The organism is Allomesorhizobium camelthorni, from assembly GCF_011045125.1.
GTDB classification, from domain to species: domain Bacteria; phylum Pseudomonadota; class Alphaproteobacteria; order Rhizobiales; family Rhizobiaceae; genus Allomesorhizobium; species Allomesorhizobium camelthorni.
On the sequence record NZ_JAAKZF010000111.1, the window covers coordinates 1 to 13,216 of the forward strand.

The 13,216-nt window shown below is 63.0% G+C and carries 14 protein-coding genes; 7 read left to right on the top strand and 7 right to left on the bottom strand.

Annotation, left to right across the window (positions count from 1 at the left end; all coding sequences use genetic code 11):
- Positions 1-92: 92 nt before the first annotated feature.
- A complete protein-coding gene (locus tag G6N73_RS31935) occupies positions 93-1,403 on the top strand; it encodes a hemolysin family protein (protein ID WP_165033948.1) in 1,311 nt (436 codons plus the stop codon).
- Positions 1,404-1,500: 97 nt separating this feature from the next.
- Here G6N73_RS31935 and G6N73_RS31940 read toward each other — a convergent pair whose 3' ends face one another.
- Positions 1,501-2,103, bottom strand: coding sequence for an NADPH-dependent FMN reductase (locus tag G6N73_RS31940; RefSeq protein WP_165033949.1), 603 nt, complete (start codon positions 2,101-2,103; stop codon positions 1,501-1,503).
- An 82-nt stretch (positions 2,104-2,185) separates the two neighbouring features.
- Between G6N73_RS31940 and G6N73_RS31945 the strand changes: the two genes are divergently transcribed.
- Positions 2,186-2,578, top strand: coding sequence for a winged helix-turn-helix transcriptional regulator (locus G6N73_RS31945; protein WP_165033950.1), 393 nt, complete (start codon positions 2,186-2,188; stop codon positions 2,576-2,578).
- A gap of 85 nt (positions 2,579-2,663) precedes the next feature.
- On the opposite strand, the gene G6N73_RS31950 is transcribed toward G6N73_RS31945, so the two are convergent.
- Together G6N73_RS31950 and G6N73_RS31955 are read right to left on the bottom strand one after the other, a co-directional pair.
- Positions 2,664-3,263, bottom strand: coding sequence for a hypothetical protein (locus tag G6N73_RS31950; RefSeq protein ID WP_165033951.1), 600 nt, complete (start codon positions 3,261-3,263; stop codon positions 2,664-2,666).
- A gap of 367 nt (positions 3,264-3,630) precedes the next feature.
- A complete protein-coding gene (locus G6N73_RS31955) occupies positions 3,631-4,035 on the bottom strand; it encodes an acyl-CoA thioesterase (protein ID WP_165033952.1) in 405 nt (134 codons plus the stop codon).
- Between the two features lie 185 nt (positions 4,036-4,220).
- On the opposite strand from G6N73_RS31955, the gene G6N73_RS31960 reads away from it, so the two are divergent.
- The 3 genes from G6N73_RS31960 to G6N73_RS31970 all read left to right on the top strand — a co-directional run bounded on the left by G6N73_RS31960 (position 4,221) and on the right by G6N73_RS31970 (position 8,935).
- Positions 4,221-5,837, top strand: coding sequence for a GMC family oxidoreductase (locus G6N73_RS31960; protein ID WP_165033959.1), 1,617 nt, complete (start codon positions 4,221-4,223; stop codon positions 5,835-5,837).
- Positions 5,834-7,045, top strand: coding sequence for a mandelate racemase/muconate lactonizing enzyme family protein (locus tag G6N73_RS31965; RefSeq protein WP_165033953.1), 1,212 nt, complete (start codon positions 5,834-5,836; stop codon positions 7,043-7,045). Before G6N73_RS31960 ends, G6N73_RS31965 begins: the two co-directional genes overlap by 4 nt.
- Positions 7,046-7,483: 438 nt before the next feature.
- The gene (locus tag G6N73_RS31970; RefSeq protein WP_165033954.1) at positions 7,484-8,935 is read left to right on the top strand and encodes a coiled-coil domain-containing protein; all 1,452 of its coding nucleotides are present in this window, start codon (positions 7,484-7,486) and stop codon (positions 8,933-8,935) included.
- A 41-nt stretch (positions 8,936-8,976) separates the two neighbouring features.
- Here G6N73_RS31970 and G6N73_RS31975 read toward each other — a convergent pair whose 3' ends face one another.
- The 3 genes from G6N73_RS31975 to G6N73_RS31985 form a co-directional block, all read right to left on the bottom strand.
- Positions 8,977-9,852, bottom strand: a complete 876-nt coding sequence (locus G6N73_RS31975; RefSeq protein ID WP_165033955.1) for a hypothetical protein — start codon at positions 9,850-9,852, stop codon at positions 8,977-8,979.
- A 224-nt stretch (positions 9,853-10,076) separates the two neighbouring features.
- Positions 10,077-10,319: a DUF1344 domain-containing protein gene (locus G6N73_RS31980; RefSeq protein ID WP_165033956.1), complete on the bottom strand. Its 243-nt coding sequence runs from the start codon at positions 10,317-10,319 to the stop codon at positions 10,077-10,079.
- Between the two features lie 134 nt (positions 10,320-10,453).
- Positions 10,454-10,690, bottom strand: coding sequence for a hypothetical protein (locus tag G6N73_RS31985; RefSeq protein ID WP_165033957.1), 237 nt, complete (start codon positions 10,688-10,690; stop codon positions 10,454-10,456).
- On the opposite strand from G6N73_RS31985, the gene G6N73_RS31990 reads away from it, so the two are divergent.
- Positions 10,689-11,120 (top strand): anthrone oxygenase family protein, encoded by a 432-nt coding sequence (locus G6N73_RS31990; RefSeq protein ID WP_206079210.1) that lies wholly within the window; start codon positions 10,689-10,691, stop codon positions 11,118-11,120. The genes G6N73_RS31985 and G6N73_RS31990 overlap by 2 nt on opposite strands.
- A gap of 207 nt (positions 11,121-11,327) precedes the next feature.
- On the opposite strand, the gene G6N73_RS31995 is transcribed toward G6N73_RS31990, so the two are convergent.
- The gene (locus G6N73_RS31995; RefSeq protein WP_165033958.1) at positions 11,328-12,464 is read right to left on the bottom strand and encodes a glycosyltransferase family 4 protein; all 1,137 of its coding nucleotides are present in this window, start codon (positions 12,462-12,464) and stop codon (positions 11,328-11,330) included.
- Positions 12,465-12,673: 209 nt separating this feature from the next.
- On the opposite strand from G6N73_RS31995, the gene G6N73_RS32000 reads away from it, so the two are divergent.
- On the top strand, positions 12,674-13,153 hold the full coding sequence (locus G6N73_RS32000) for a DUF4336 domain-containing protein (protein ID WP_246252742.1): 480 nt from the start codon (positions 12,674-12,676) through the stop codon (positions 13,151-13,153).
- The last annotated feature ends 63 nt before the right edge of the window (positions 13,154-13,216 follow it).

The window sequence follows — 13,216 nt, forward strand, 5'->3', positions numbered from 1 at the left end:
AACCAACCGGAAACACCGTTGTCGCACCCTCCGAGCCGCTCTACCTCCCGGGTACCTTCCCGAACGCGCCGCCGTGATGCTATTGGAAAACCATGTTGTACCTTGAAATCGGCATCGTGGTCGTCCTCATCTGCGTCAACGGCCTGCTCGCGATGTCCGAGCTTGCCATCGTCTCATCCCGGCCCGCCCGCCTCAAATCCATGATCGACCGCAACGTCAAGGGGGCCGGCCGCGCCCTGGCGCTCGGCGCCGATCCCGGTAAATTCCTGTCGGCGGTCCAGATCGGCATCACGCTTGTCGGCGTGCTTTCCGGCGCCTTTTCGGGCGCAACGCTCGGCCTTCGCCTGAGCGGCGTGCTCATCTCGGCCGGTGTTCCCGCAAATATCGCCAACGCGGGCGGCGTTGGCGTGGTCGTCGCCCTCATCACCTACGGCTCGCTGATCATCGGCGAACTTGTGCCCAAGCAGATCGCGCTGAAAAACCCGGAAGGCGTCGCCGTGAAAGTCGCGCCTGCCATGACCATCCTGTCGAAGATCAGCGCGCCGCTGGTCTGGCTGCTCGATGTATCCGGCCGCGGCGTTCTCCGGCTTCTCGGCCAGCATGGCGAGAGCGAGGAAAAGGTAACGGACGAGGAGATCAAGATGCTGGTCGCCGAGGCCGAGCATCACGGCACCATCGAATCCGACGAGCGCCGCATGATCGCCGGCGTCATGCGGCTTGGCGATCGCGCCGTGCGCGCCGTCATGACGCCACGCACTGAGGTCGACTGGATGAACCTGCAATGGGAAGAGGCAACCGCGCGCAAGATGCTGATGGAGACGCAGCACTCGCGCCTGCCGGTCGGCGAAGGCAGCGTCGACGCCATGGTCGGCGTGGTGCAGACGCGCGAGATCCTGGCCGCCATGCTGGCCGGGCGCGCCTTCGACCCGCGGCAGCATGTGCGCACAGCGCCTATCGTGCACGACCAGGCCGACGCGCTCGACGTGCTCGCCACGCTGCGTGAATCGGAAGTGCCGGTGGCGCTGGTCCATGACGAGTACGGCCATTTCGAAGGCATCGTGACGCCGGCCGATATCCTCGAGGCGATCACCGGCGTGTTTCGCGCCGACGCCGAAGAGGGAGAACCCTACGCGGTGCAGCGTGATGACGGCTCATGGCTGCTCGCCGGCTACATGCAGGCCGACGAGATGCGCGATCATCTCGGCATCGATCTGCCAGAGAACCGCGATTACGAGACCGTCGCCGGTTATGTGCTATCGCACATGCACCATCTGCCGGCGACCGGCGAAAGCGTCGACGCCCAGGGCTGGCGCTTCGAAGTGGTCGACCTCGACGGCCGCCGCATCGACAAGGTGCTCGTCACTCGCCTCCCCGGCGTGCACCGCCGCCAAAGCGGGCATTGAGGGCCGAATAGCGAATAGCGAATAGCGAATAGAATTGTCTCGGCTTTGGGCCTGAAAACAAGAACCCTATTCGCTACTCCCTATTCGCTATTCGCTTTTATGCCGCCTTCACTTCCGAGATCACCGCCTCATTGTCCCGCGCCGCCTTCAGCACCTTGGCCCACCAGGCGACATCGTCGAGCATGGCGCCCGCCGCCTGGTTGAGATGGTCAAGCTCTTCGAGCTTCTTGCCCTGCAGAACGGCGAGATAATCCGGCCAGAGGATGTGCACGGCGGCCTTTGTCGGCGCCATCTGCATCTCGATCGCGATCTGGCGCAGCTGCTCGATGGCGCGCGCGCCGCCAACGCCGCCATAGCCGATGAAGGAGACCGGCTTGCGGTTCCATTCGCGTCCGGCGTAGTCGATCGCGTTCTTCAGAACCGCGGTCGGGCCGTGATTGTATTCGGCGGCCGTAAAGATGAAGCCGTCGAGTTCCGCGACCTTGGCGTCCCATTTGCGGGCGACTTCGCTTTCAGGTGCGGCCCAGGCCGGCGACTTCGCCTCCTCGAAGAAGGGCAGCGGATAGTCGCGCAGATCGACGATTTCGATGTCGAGATCGCCGCGCGCCTTTGCTATGCTGGCAATCCATTCGGTGGGTTTGTCGGCAAATCTGGCTTCGCGGGTGGAGCCGATTATGATGCCGATCTTGGGTTTGGACATGGTTTCACCTCTTGTGTTGGTATAAACTGGATACCGACACTATATAGGAGACCAGTAAAATCCCTCGCAAGGAGGCACTTTTTTGAAACCAAGGCACATTCACCGCAGCGAGGATTGCCGCGCCGTCAGCGAGATCCTGCAGCGCGTCGGCGACAAATGGACGGTGCTGGTGGTTGGCAAGCTCGGCAAGGGCCGCATGCGCTTCAGTGAATTGCGGACCGCGGTCGGCGGCATTTCGCAAAAAATGCTGACGACCACGCTGCGCGGGCTCGAGCGCGACGGCTTCGTCACGCGCACGCAGTATCCGACCATCCCGCCCCGCGTCGAATATGAGCTGACCGACCTCGGCTTCGAGCTATTGAAGCCGGTCCACGCGCTCGGCGAATGGGCGCGCAAGAACACCGCCCGCGTCAACGAAGCGCGGCGGAAATTCGACGCCGCCTGCCCGGAAGGCAGGAGCGGGAGCCATTTCTGAGGCAGTAGGGGAATAGGGGAGTAAATAGCGGAATTGCCTCGGGTTTACGGCTGTGTAAGGAACGCTTCCCCTACTGCCCTACTCCCTATTGCTGCTCCGGCACCAGTTTTGTCGGCATCTCCAGCAAGGAGAACTCCGCATCCTCGCAAGTGATGTCGGGATGGGTCGGGCTGAACATTCCCAGCGGATTGTCCTTGAATAGCCAGGCATGCAGGTCGTAATGGTGAAACCCTTGAGGGATTAGCGGTTCATGGCCCTCCATCGGCCCCTGGAAAGGTTGGCCGAAGAGGCTCGGACGCTCCTTGGCGGCCGCTAGGGGCACGAGCCATTCGGCCGCGACGAGCTGGAGTTTTCCGCCGACCGGCTCATAGATCAGCACGTTGGGTTTCATGGGGTCGGGCGGCCCCTGTATCGTCAGGTCGACGAAGTGGATGCCCATGCCACCTTTGGGGTAATCCATATGCCCCTCCATCTTCGAGCCGTCATAGTGGACGCAGCCCACTGTCGAGAGATAGAGGTCGCGGACCGCGACGTAAGGATCCTTGTACTTTACGAGCGCCTCCCGCATGGCGTTGATCTCGGCCTTCGGCACGTCTTCGGCCTTCGCTGTTCCGATCCCCGGCCCCATACAGACCAGCGACATCGCCGCCGCGATACAAAGACGGCCGACACTGCACTTAGGCATTGTGCTTCCTCCCTTGATTTTCGAACGGGCATGGGCCCGGCTGGCGCTTGTCAATCGTCAACTTGACGGATCGGGACACGAGCAAATTGGTGCGGCCGCCCACGCCGCTGCCGCAGCGGCGAGGGACGCGCGGATTCTTTGCCCGTCATGCTTTCCATCCGGCAGCGATGAATCGCTTCCGGCCCCGGCTCGTTCTATGGAAACCCCCATGGCCGTGGATGTGTCCCCCACGGCAGGCTTCCTCTATTGAGGCTCCTCTCAAACAGCGATAGTTGCAAGCCGTACCTTTAGCCGTGGGCGCCAATCCCTTTGGAGAAGCTGGCTACGCAGGAGGCCGGTCCAGCACGCTGCCCAGGACGCCGCCCGGCTATTCGCCGCCTGCTTCTTCCGGCACCACCTTCGGCCTGCCCTCGCTGTCCAGGGCCACCATGATGAAATCGGCGTCGGTCACCCTTTCCATCAGGTCGGTGAGATAGCGCTGCGCCCAGGCCTCGACCTTGAGCGTCATCGACGTGCGCCCGACGCGGTTGACATGGGTGTAGACGCACAAAGTGTCGCCGATCTTCATCGGCTTGGCGAACGACATTTCCTTGACCGCGGCCGTCACCACCCGGCCCTTGGCCCGCTCGGCGGCCCGAATGCCGCAGGCCAGATCCATCTGCGCCATCACCCAGCCGCCGAAAATGTCGCCGGCGGCGTTGGCGTCGGAAGGCATGGCCAGCGTGCGCAGCGTCAGTTCGCCCGTCGGCTGTCCGTCGGCGTAATGCACCATAGCGCTTCCTCTCCATCTCTCTTCCTGCCGTAACGTCGCTGGCCTGTCGCGTCAACGACAAGCCGGACCGGCAACACCGTCGCTTTTGTCACAAGCCATGCCGGAAGCCCCGGTGCCGAAGCAGCGCAGCGGCGATTAGGATGAATCGACACATGAGCCAGTTCGCGAGCGGCCTTTCGTTTTCCATGCAAAGCTATGATTTCATTGTCGTCGGTTCCGGTTCCGCCGGTTCGGTGGTAGCCGAGCGCCTGTCGGCGAGCGGCCGTTTTTCGGTGCTGGTGCTCGAAGCCGGCGGTACTGACCGCCGCTTCTATGTCCAGATGCCGCTGGGCTACGGCAAGACCTTCTTCGACCCCGCCGTCAACTGGAACTACAAGACCGAGCCCGACCCCGGCCTCGCCGGCAATGCCGATCACTGGCCGCGCGGCAAGATCATCGGCGGCTCCAGTTCCATCAACGCCATGGTCTGGATCAGGGGTCAGCGCGAGGATTACGACGCCTGGGCGGCGGCCGGCAATCCGGGCTGGGGCTATGACGACCTCCTCCCGCTGTTCAAGGCGATCGAGCACAATGAGGCTGGCGCCGACGAATGGCGCGGCGTCGGCGGTCCGCTCCACGTCACCGACTGCTCGCGCTCCGTCCACCCGCTGACGGCGCGCTATCTGCAGGCTGCCCAGCAGGCCGGGCTGCCGCTCAACCCGGACTTCAACGGCGCATCCCAGGAAGGCGTCGGCATCTACCAGATATCGACCCGCAACGGCCGCCGCATGTCGGCCGCCCGCGCCTTCCTGCGCCCCGCCATGAAGCGCAAGAACGTCCGCGTCGAAACCCATGCGCTGGCGACGAAAATCCTGTTCGAGGGCAGCCGCGCCGTCGGCGTCGAATATATCCGCAATGGCCGCACCATGACCGCCCGGGCCGGCCGCGAAATCGTGCTCTGCGCCGGCTCGGTCAACACGCCGCAACTGCTCCAGCTTTCCGGCGTCGGCCCGGCCGATCTCCTGCAGTCGCTCGGCATCCCGGTCGTTCACGACAACAACAACGTAGGCGCCAATCTGCAGGACCACCTCGGCATCAACTACACTTTCAAGGGCAAGGTCCCGACGCTCAACCAGTTGCTCCGGCCCTGGTGGGGCAAGCTCTATGTCGGCATGCAATATGTGCTTTTGCGCAGCGGGCCGCTTTCGCTCTCGATGAACAATGCCGGCGGCTTCTTCCGCACCGACCCGGCGCTGTCGCGCCCGAACATGCAGCTCTATTTCCAGGCCTTTTCCACCGTCATGCCGAAGAACGGCGAGCGCCCGATCTTGACGCCGGACCCATGGCCCGGCTTCTCCATCGGCCTGTCCAACTGCCGTCCGACCAGCCGCGGCTCGATAACGATCAGGTCGAAAAATCCGCTCGATTATCCGAAAATCATGCCCAACGCCTATTCGACGGACAGGGACGTCGCCGAAATGCTGGCCGCGGTGAAATTCGTTCGCAGGATCGCTTCGATGCCAGCCATGGCCGAAATCATCGAGGAAGAGGTTTTGCCCGGCCCGTCAATCGCTTCCGACGACGACGTGATTCAGGATTTCCGAAAGCGCTCGGGTACTGTCTATCATCCCGTCTCGACCTGCCGCATGGGCCCGGACCCGTCAACTTCCGTCGTCGATCCGCGCCTGAAGGTCCACGGCCTCGCCGGCCTGCGCATCGTCGACGCCTCGATCTTCCCCGACAACATTTCCGGCAACACCAACGCGCCTGCCATCATGACCGGCGCCAAGGGCGCCGCGATGATATTGGAGGACCACTCATGAAAATCGCCGATGTCAAAACCTTCGTCGTAGGCAATCCGCCGCCCGGCATTGGCGGCAAATATTTTATCTTCGTGAAGCTCACGACGGACTCCAATGTCGTCGGCTATGGCGAGGCCTATAACGCCACCTTCTCCGCCCACGTCACCGCCAAAATGATCGAGGACTTGGCCGAGCGCTACCTCGTCGGCCGCGATCCGCACGACATCGAGAGCTTCTTCCGACGCGCCTATTCGTCCGGATTCTCGCAGCGCCCCGACGTCTCGGTCATGGGCTGCTTCTCCGCGCTCGAAATCGCCTGCTGGGACATCATCGGCAAGGAAGCAAACAAGCCGGTCTACAAGCTGCTTGGCGGCCAGGTGCACGAGACGCTGCGCTCCTACACCTACCTCTATCCGCACACCGGCAGCGTCCACTCCGAGGACGCTGTGGGCAGGAACGTCTACAACGATCCCGACCTCGCCGCCGCCTGCGCGCTCGAATATGTCGAGCAGGGCTTCAATGCCGTCAAGCTCGACCCAGCCGGCCCCTATACCGCCTTCGACGGCCACCAGCCGCGCCTCGCGGACGTCGACCTCTCCGCGCGCATGGTCAAGGCGATCCGCGAGGCGGTCGGCAACCGCGCAGACATCCTGTTCGGCACTCACGGCCAGTTCACCGCTTCGGGGGCGCTGCGCATGGCGCGCGCCATCGAGCCCTACGATCCGCTCTGGTTCGAAGAGCCGGTGCCGCCGGACATGCCGGAGGTGATGGCTCAAGTCGCCCGCGGCACCTCCATCCCGATCGCCACCGGCGAGCGCCTGACCACCAAATTCGAGTTCGCGCGGGTGATCGAAACCCGCGCCGCGACCATCCTGCAGCCCGATCTCGGCCGCTCGGGCGGCATCCTGGAGACCAAGAAGATTGCCGCCATGGCCGAGGCCTACCACATCCAGATTGCCCCGCATTGCTATTGCGGTCCGATCGTCGGCGCCGCCAATATCCAGCTCGCCGCCACTCTGCCCAATTTCCTCATTCTGGAGTCGCTCAAACAGTGGGACGGCTTTCACGCGACGCTGCTGAAGAAAAAAATCGAGTGGCAGGACGGCAATGTCATCCCTTCGAAGGAGCCCGGCCTCGGCGTCGAACTCGACGAAGCCGTCTGCGAGGCGCATCCCTGGACCGGCCAAGAGTTGCATTTGCAGATGGCGCAGAACCCGCTCTTTCCCTGAGCGTCGGGCGCCTTTTCGCCCTGCCCCCCGGTCCCGCAAGGAAGGCGCTTCTGCCGGCGTTTTCACCGGCAGTCCCGTTGCTGCAAATCCCTTTAATTTCAATATTCTAATATACACTGCGGAATCGATTTCCGAGCCCTTTGAATCATTGTCTCAAGCGTCTGATGAGATGCGTCAGCACCGGCGACGGTCAATTTTCCCTGGCTCAAGTTGGCTTCTATGCGTGAGGCAGCAAAGCAAGAATAGCAGCCGCTACAACCTGCCGTATATCCGTACGTTTTCGACATATGGCCGAATTCCGGCATGGAGCTATTTACTATATCCGAATTTCCGCATGAACCCCCTGTTCCTACCCCTGCGGAACCATGTATGATTTATTAATAAAGTATGAATGCTGGCGGTTGTATTTGGCTGTCATGTAACAGGTGGAGCAGTATCATGAATCTCGCAAACATCCTGACGAGAAAGGATCCCCTCAAGAAGGCGTTCGTCACGCTCGAAGACGGCATGACTGATGTCCTCAATGAGGAATTCATGCTCCCGCCCGAACCGGAGACTGCGTCCCCTGCCAGAGAGGAAACGGAAGCTGTCGCGACAGGCAGCGACGAACTCGCCGACGAGCTGGCCGAGCAGTTCGAATCCGAATTCGACGCCGAATTGTCGGCCGAGATCGAGGCTGGCGCCGCTCCGGTCGAAGCTCCCCCTGCCCCGGAAGAGAATTCCGAGCGCCTCACCTCGCACACACAGAACCGCCTCGCCGGCCTTGCCGCCGTGGACGAGGCCCGCAACAATATCCAACAGGATCTGACCCAGATCAGCACGGCGCTTTCCAACATCGTCGCCTCGCAGAATCTGAGCCGCGAATTTCTCGATGATTGCTACGCCGACATTCGTCGCGCCAACGAACTCGAGATCATGAACACGAACTACGCGACCGAGAACCGCAGGCTCGGCGACCGTGTCGACAAGCTCGAAAAACTGCGGGCCCGCTACGACCAGCTCATCGAGGTGCTGAAGCGGCGCGAGGGCAGGCTGATGATCGAGGCCGAGGACCTGCGCGAATCCCTGAGCTCGGCCAAGCTGGAGGCCGTCGAAGCCAGGAACGCCATCGCCCGCGCCGAGTTCGTCCAGAGCGAACTCCACACTTCGCTGGCCGCCAAGAGCAACGAGGCCGAGCGCTACATGCGCGAGAATGAGATGCTGCGCGAGAAGAACGTCAACATCGCGCTCGATCTCGACAAGGCGCTGCAGCGCCAGGCCGAGACCCGTCGCAAATACGAGGATCTGGCTGCGGCCCACGCCAGCGAATCCGCGCTGATCGCCAAGACCACGGCCAAGCTTGCGAGCGAGGAGAAGGAAGCGGCGCGGCTGCAGAAGCTGACCGATACGCTGGAAGCGCGCCTGGTCGAGGCCGACGAGCACATCGCCGGCTTCAAGCGCGAAATGGACGAGCGTGAGGAGCTATACCAGAGCGAGAACCACGCGCTGAAAGGTGAGATCCAGACACTGCTGTCGCGGCTGAATGCAGGCGTCGCCGAGCAGGCCGAAACCGCGTCCGAACTGACGGCGCTGAAGACCCGGTTGAACGAACTCGAATCCGAAAAGCAGTTCGCAGAACGCAAATATGCCGGCTTGGCCGCCGAGGTCGACAGCGAGCGCAAGGAGGCGATGCGTGACGGATCCGGCGAGGACGAAGCAGCCGGCGGCCTGAACGCCGAGCAGGCCGAGGCGATGCGCCAGCGGATCGAAGAGCTGACCAAGACCGTGCAGCGTCTGAAGCGCTACGAGAAACTGGCCAAGGTCCGCGTCAAGGCGGCCGATTTCCCGAACACGTTCGGCGTCAAGCCCAAAGCCAAGAACGGCTTCCGGCCGAAGCTCGCCGCGGGCTGAGCGGGCCTGTCAAGCGCAGGACGCTCAAGCTGGGCGCGCCGTCACGACGCGGCTTGCGGCGAAATCCTCGGGCCCTTCATGCCTGCCAAAAGCCCGAGCGAAACCAGGCCGACAATGCAGAAGCCGGTGACGTAGAGCAGCGGCATCGGCTTGCCGCCGACAGCGTTCGTCAGCCCAGCCGCGACCACTCCTATACCGTAAACGCCGGCAAACAGCAGCGCTAGCCGCGCTAGGCCGGTATCGCGCCGCGACAGGAAGAAGGCGATGGCGACGGTCATGAGCATCGCCGCGATCAACCGCGAGCTCAATTCGTCCTGCGGCCAGTTGAACACCAGCGGATAGGGTGCAGTGGGGATCACGAACAGCGCCACGCCCCAGACTGCCAGCACCAGCCCGGCCAGAAGCAGCCAGCCCCGCACCGTCCCGCCCGGGGCGAATTGCGCCGGCCCGGTGTCCTTGCCCCGCGAAAGTTCCAGTGCCGAGCCGATGCAGAGCACGATCACAACCGCGAAGAAGCCGTAGGTCACCGGGCGGACGAAGTCGAAGCGGTCGAGATGCAGCGTCACCGCCGCCAGCGCCAGTGGCACGAGATAGGCCAGGATCAGTATGTAGAACAGCCGCTCGCGCGCAGCGCTCGGATATTCCAGCACCGCTATGCCGGTCACGCCGAATGCCAGCGCCGCCACACCCAGCATGCGCGAGGCCAGCGGCGGCAGGTCCCAGGCGAAGCTCGGCTGCAGATCGAGCCACCAGAACGGCGCGCCGATCAGCCCGCCGACGGCAGTGGCAATCAGCACGAACCGGCCGACGGGCGACCCTCTGCCTTCGCCCGGCTCCCTGCCCCAGCGCGCAAACGCCGCCGCCATCGCGGCCAGCAGCACGATAACCGCAACGCCGAACCACAGATCTTCCGTCATAGTGCCCTCCACCGCCTTGCGGCCAGAATGCCACGATCGCGACGATTTACGAAGAGCGGGCTGTGGAGCACACAACAAAAAGCCGGCGTGTTGGGCGCGCCAGGCACGAAACGATGGCGGTTGATCACGCGCCGCGCACGAATAGTTTGGCGCGCCGCGCACGCGAAAAGGCCGGCCCCAAAGGGACCGGCCGGCCGTCATTCAAAATTGCTAGGCGATAAAAATCACATAGCCGCTTCGATGGCGGTGGCGTTGCTCGTTCCGTCCTCGAGCGTCACCTTGACCTTTGCCCCAGGGGCAAGCGCGTCGATCGCAATGTCCTCCGCCGCGACGACCGCCGTGCCGTCTTCCAGCGTGACGGTGCGCGTTGCCGGATCGACCGACTGCACCACGCCCTCGACGGTGGCCGCGTAGGCAGCGCCGATGAAGGCGAGCGAGGCGATGGTGGTTGCAAGTATCTTCTTCATGCTTGGTACTCCCGTTTGGGTTTGTCCATTCGGTCGCCGGACTGGCTGCCGTCGGACGCCCTGGAAATAGGCCGGGCGATGACCCGCCGCAAATCACGAACGGTGAAGTTAATGCAACAAGAACAATGGCTTAATTATGCCGTATTTGCCCAAATGCAGCCTGTTTGCTGCTTCGCGCGCCGTCGGCGGGCCGGATTGTTACAGCCGCTTCGCTTCTTAATCACGCGCTTGGCGCAATAGGGCCGGCGCCGTGTTACCGCCCCTTCCCCGCCAGAATTTGCGCGGCCGGCGATCACAAAGCCCCGAAATTTTTCGGCGGCGAATTCGGCTTTTCGTTCTGCTACCGTCACGTCTGCATTGGAGACGATCATGATTGCCGGACATCTCGCCCTCATCGTCGCTGCCGTGTTTTCCGGCGCAGCAGTCTACATCAACCTCGCCGAGCACCCGGCGCGACGGGGTCTCGACGATCGGTCGATGCTCATCCAGTGGAAGCCGGCCTATAAAAGCGGTTTCGCCATGCAGGCCTCGCTCGCGGTAGCGGGGTTTCTGCTCGGCTTGCTGGCGTGGTGGCAGACGGGCGGCTGGCTTTGGCTGGCCGGCGCCTTGGTCCTCATTGCCAACTGGCCCTTCACGCTCCTCGTCATGCTGCCCGTCAACAACAGGCTGATGGCGACGAATCCCGCATCTGCCGGACCGGACAGCCGCGAACTATTGGAGAGATGGGCAAGGCTGCATGCCGTCCGCACTGCTCTCGGCTTCGCCGCGACGCTGCTCTTCCTCGCGGCGTCGTTGCGATAGAGACGCGTACCAGCGGCTTGTTGCGCCGGTCAGCATTCCGATTGTGCCAGGCCGCACCGTCGCTTCACAGCAGGCGACACTTCTGGCAGAGAGGCCGGCGCATTCCCTCCGCGCCGAAGAACGAGCACATATAGAGATAGAGGTGCGGGGTGGAGCGCCACTGCTGGTTCGGCGACCAAAGCGCCGCCGAACCACGAGCCCGGCGGCCTATTCCCCTGGGTCGAGGACGTAGCGATCCGCCGGATTCTTGAAGTACTTCCAGCCACGGTCGCGCGAGCGGGCGAGCGCCGCCCGGTAGACGGCGTCGATCCGCGGCAGGATGTTCTGCGGCGACAAGTGCTCGGCGACCGTGGCGCGGTCGAACGCGCCCGCTTGCCGCCGCAGGCCTTCGTCGCGGGCAAGCCGCTCCACCGCCCGCGCCATGGCGTCCACGTCGCCAGGCGCAAAAATCCGCTCGGCCGGCAACAGGGTTGCCATGTTGCCCACATCGGTCGAAACCGCCGGCACTTCCTGCCCCATCGCCTCCAGCGGTGCGATCGGCGCCTCCTCCACGACCGAGGTGAACAGGAAGATATCCATCGCCGCGGCCAGTTCCACCGCATCGGCTCGCCGGCCGGCAAGATGCACCCGGCCGTCAACCGCGGGGTTGTCCAACGCTTCATACCAGCCGGGCATTGCCTCCTTTTTCGCGGAAAAGCCGCCGATCAACAGCAGTTCGGCGTCCACTCCCGCGGCGACCAGCCGCTTCAGCACCCGGATCATGTCGATCTGGTTCTTGCGCACGCTAACCGCGCCAATTGAGCCGAGCAGCAGCGCGTCCTGCCTGATGCCTAGCTTTTGCCGCGCCTCCCCCCGCTTTTGCGGCAAGACCGGCGCTAGCGCCGACACGTCGAACATGTTGGGCACGACGTGCATCCTGCTTTTGGGAACCAGAAGCCGGCTTGTGTAGTAGTCGGCAGTCTGCCGGCTCAGCCCCACCACCGCATGGGCGAAGCGCCATGGCAGCTGAAACTGCCGCGAATGCGCGGTCATCACAGCTGGTACGCCGTCGGCGATGGTGAAGACCATCAAAAACTTGTTTGCCCGGCTGCCATGCGCATGGACCAGCGTGCGGCCCCAGTCGCGGATCGGATAGCCGGTGGCGCGCAGATCGGCCGGGATGGTCTTGAAGGTCGATTCCAGCATCTTCACCGGCCCGGCAAAGCTCTGCCGGCCGATCCACGATTTCTTCGGATGCACCAGCATCAGTTCGTGCCCGGCCCTGATCTGCGCGTCGATCAGAATCTTGGTGCTCGTCGCCACCCCGTTGAGTGAATCATGACCTACGAGGTGGGCGATCTTCATGGGCGGCTTTTCTATGCCCGTCCGCGCCGGAGGAACGAGCGCGGCTGAACGGTTGCAACGAGACCGGCGCTTATCCCACATCGTCTCGCGCCTGATCAAGAGAGGCGGCAGCTTGGCAGCGCCCCAACTTGGATTTCGGCTCTCGACCCGACGCAGACTTCGGCACCCGTAGCCAGCCTGCGCCAAGATGCGGTAATCTTGACAGCAACATGGGTGCCACCCTCTACGAGCCGATTAACGTCTATAAGCCACTCGCGCCGGACATCGGTATCGTCGATGGTCCCTTGGAATACTTGACTGTAGGCGGAATTAAGCTGCCGCTTCCGTTCACGACCCGAATGACTGTGGTTCACCTTTCAAGCGGTGACCTCTTCCTTCATTCGCCGATCAAATTCGATGCGAGGCTGGCCGAGGAACTGCAAGGTGTGGGGAGGGTTCGCCATCTCGTATCGCCCAACCAATTCCACTATGCGCACATCGGGGAATGGTCGGCGGCGTTTCCCGATACGATCGCCTGGGCGTCACCCCGCGTGCGCCAACGGGCACGGGCACGGCATGTGGATATCGACTTCAAGAGAGACCTGGAAGCCAATCCGCCTGAAGAATGGCGTCGAGAGATCGATCAAGTGCTTTTTCCCGGCGGTTATTTCAAAGAATTCATTTTTTCCACAAGGCGTCGAGGACGCTGATACTCACCGATACGATCATCAACATCGAACTGGACAAGATTTCCGAGCCATGGCGAACGGCCG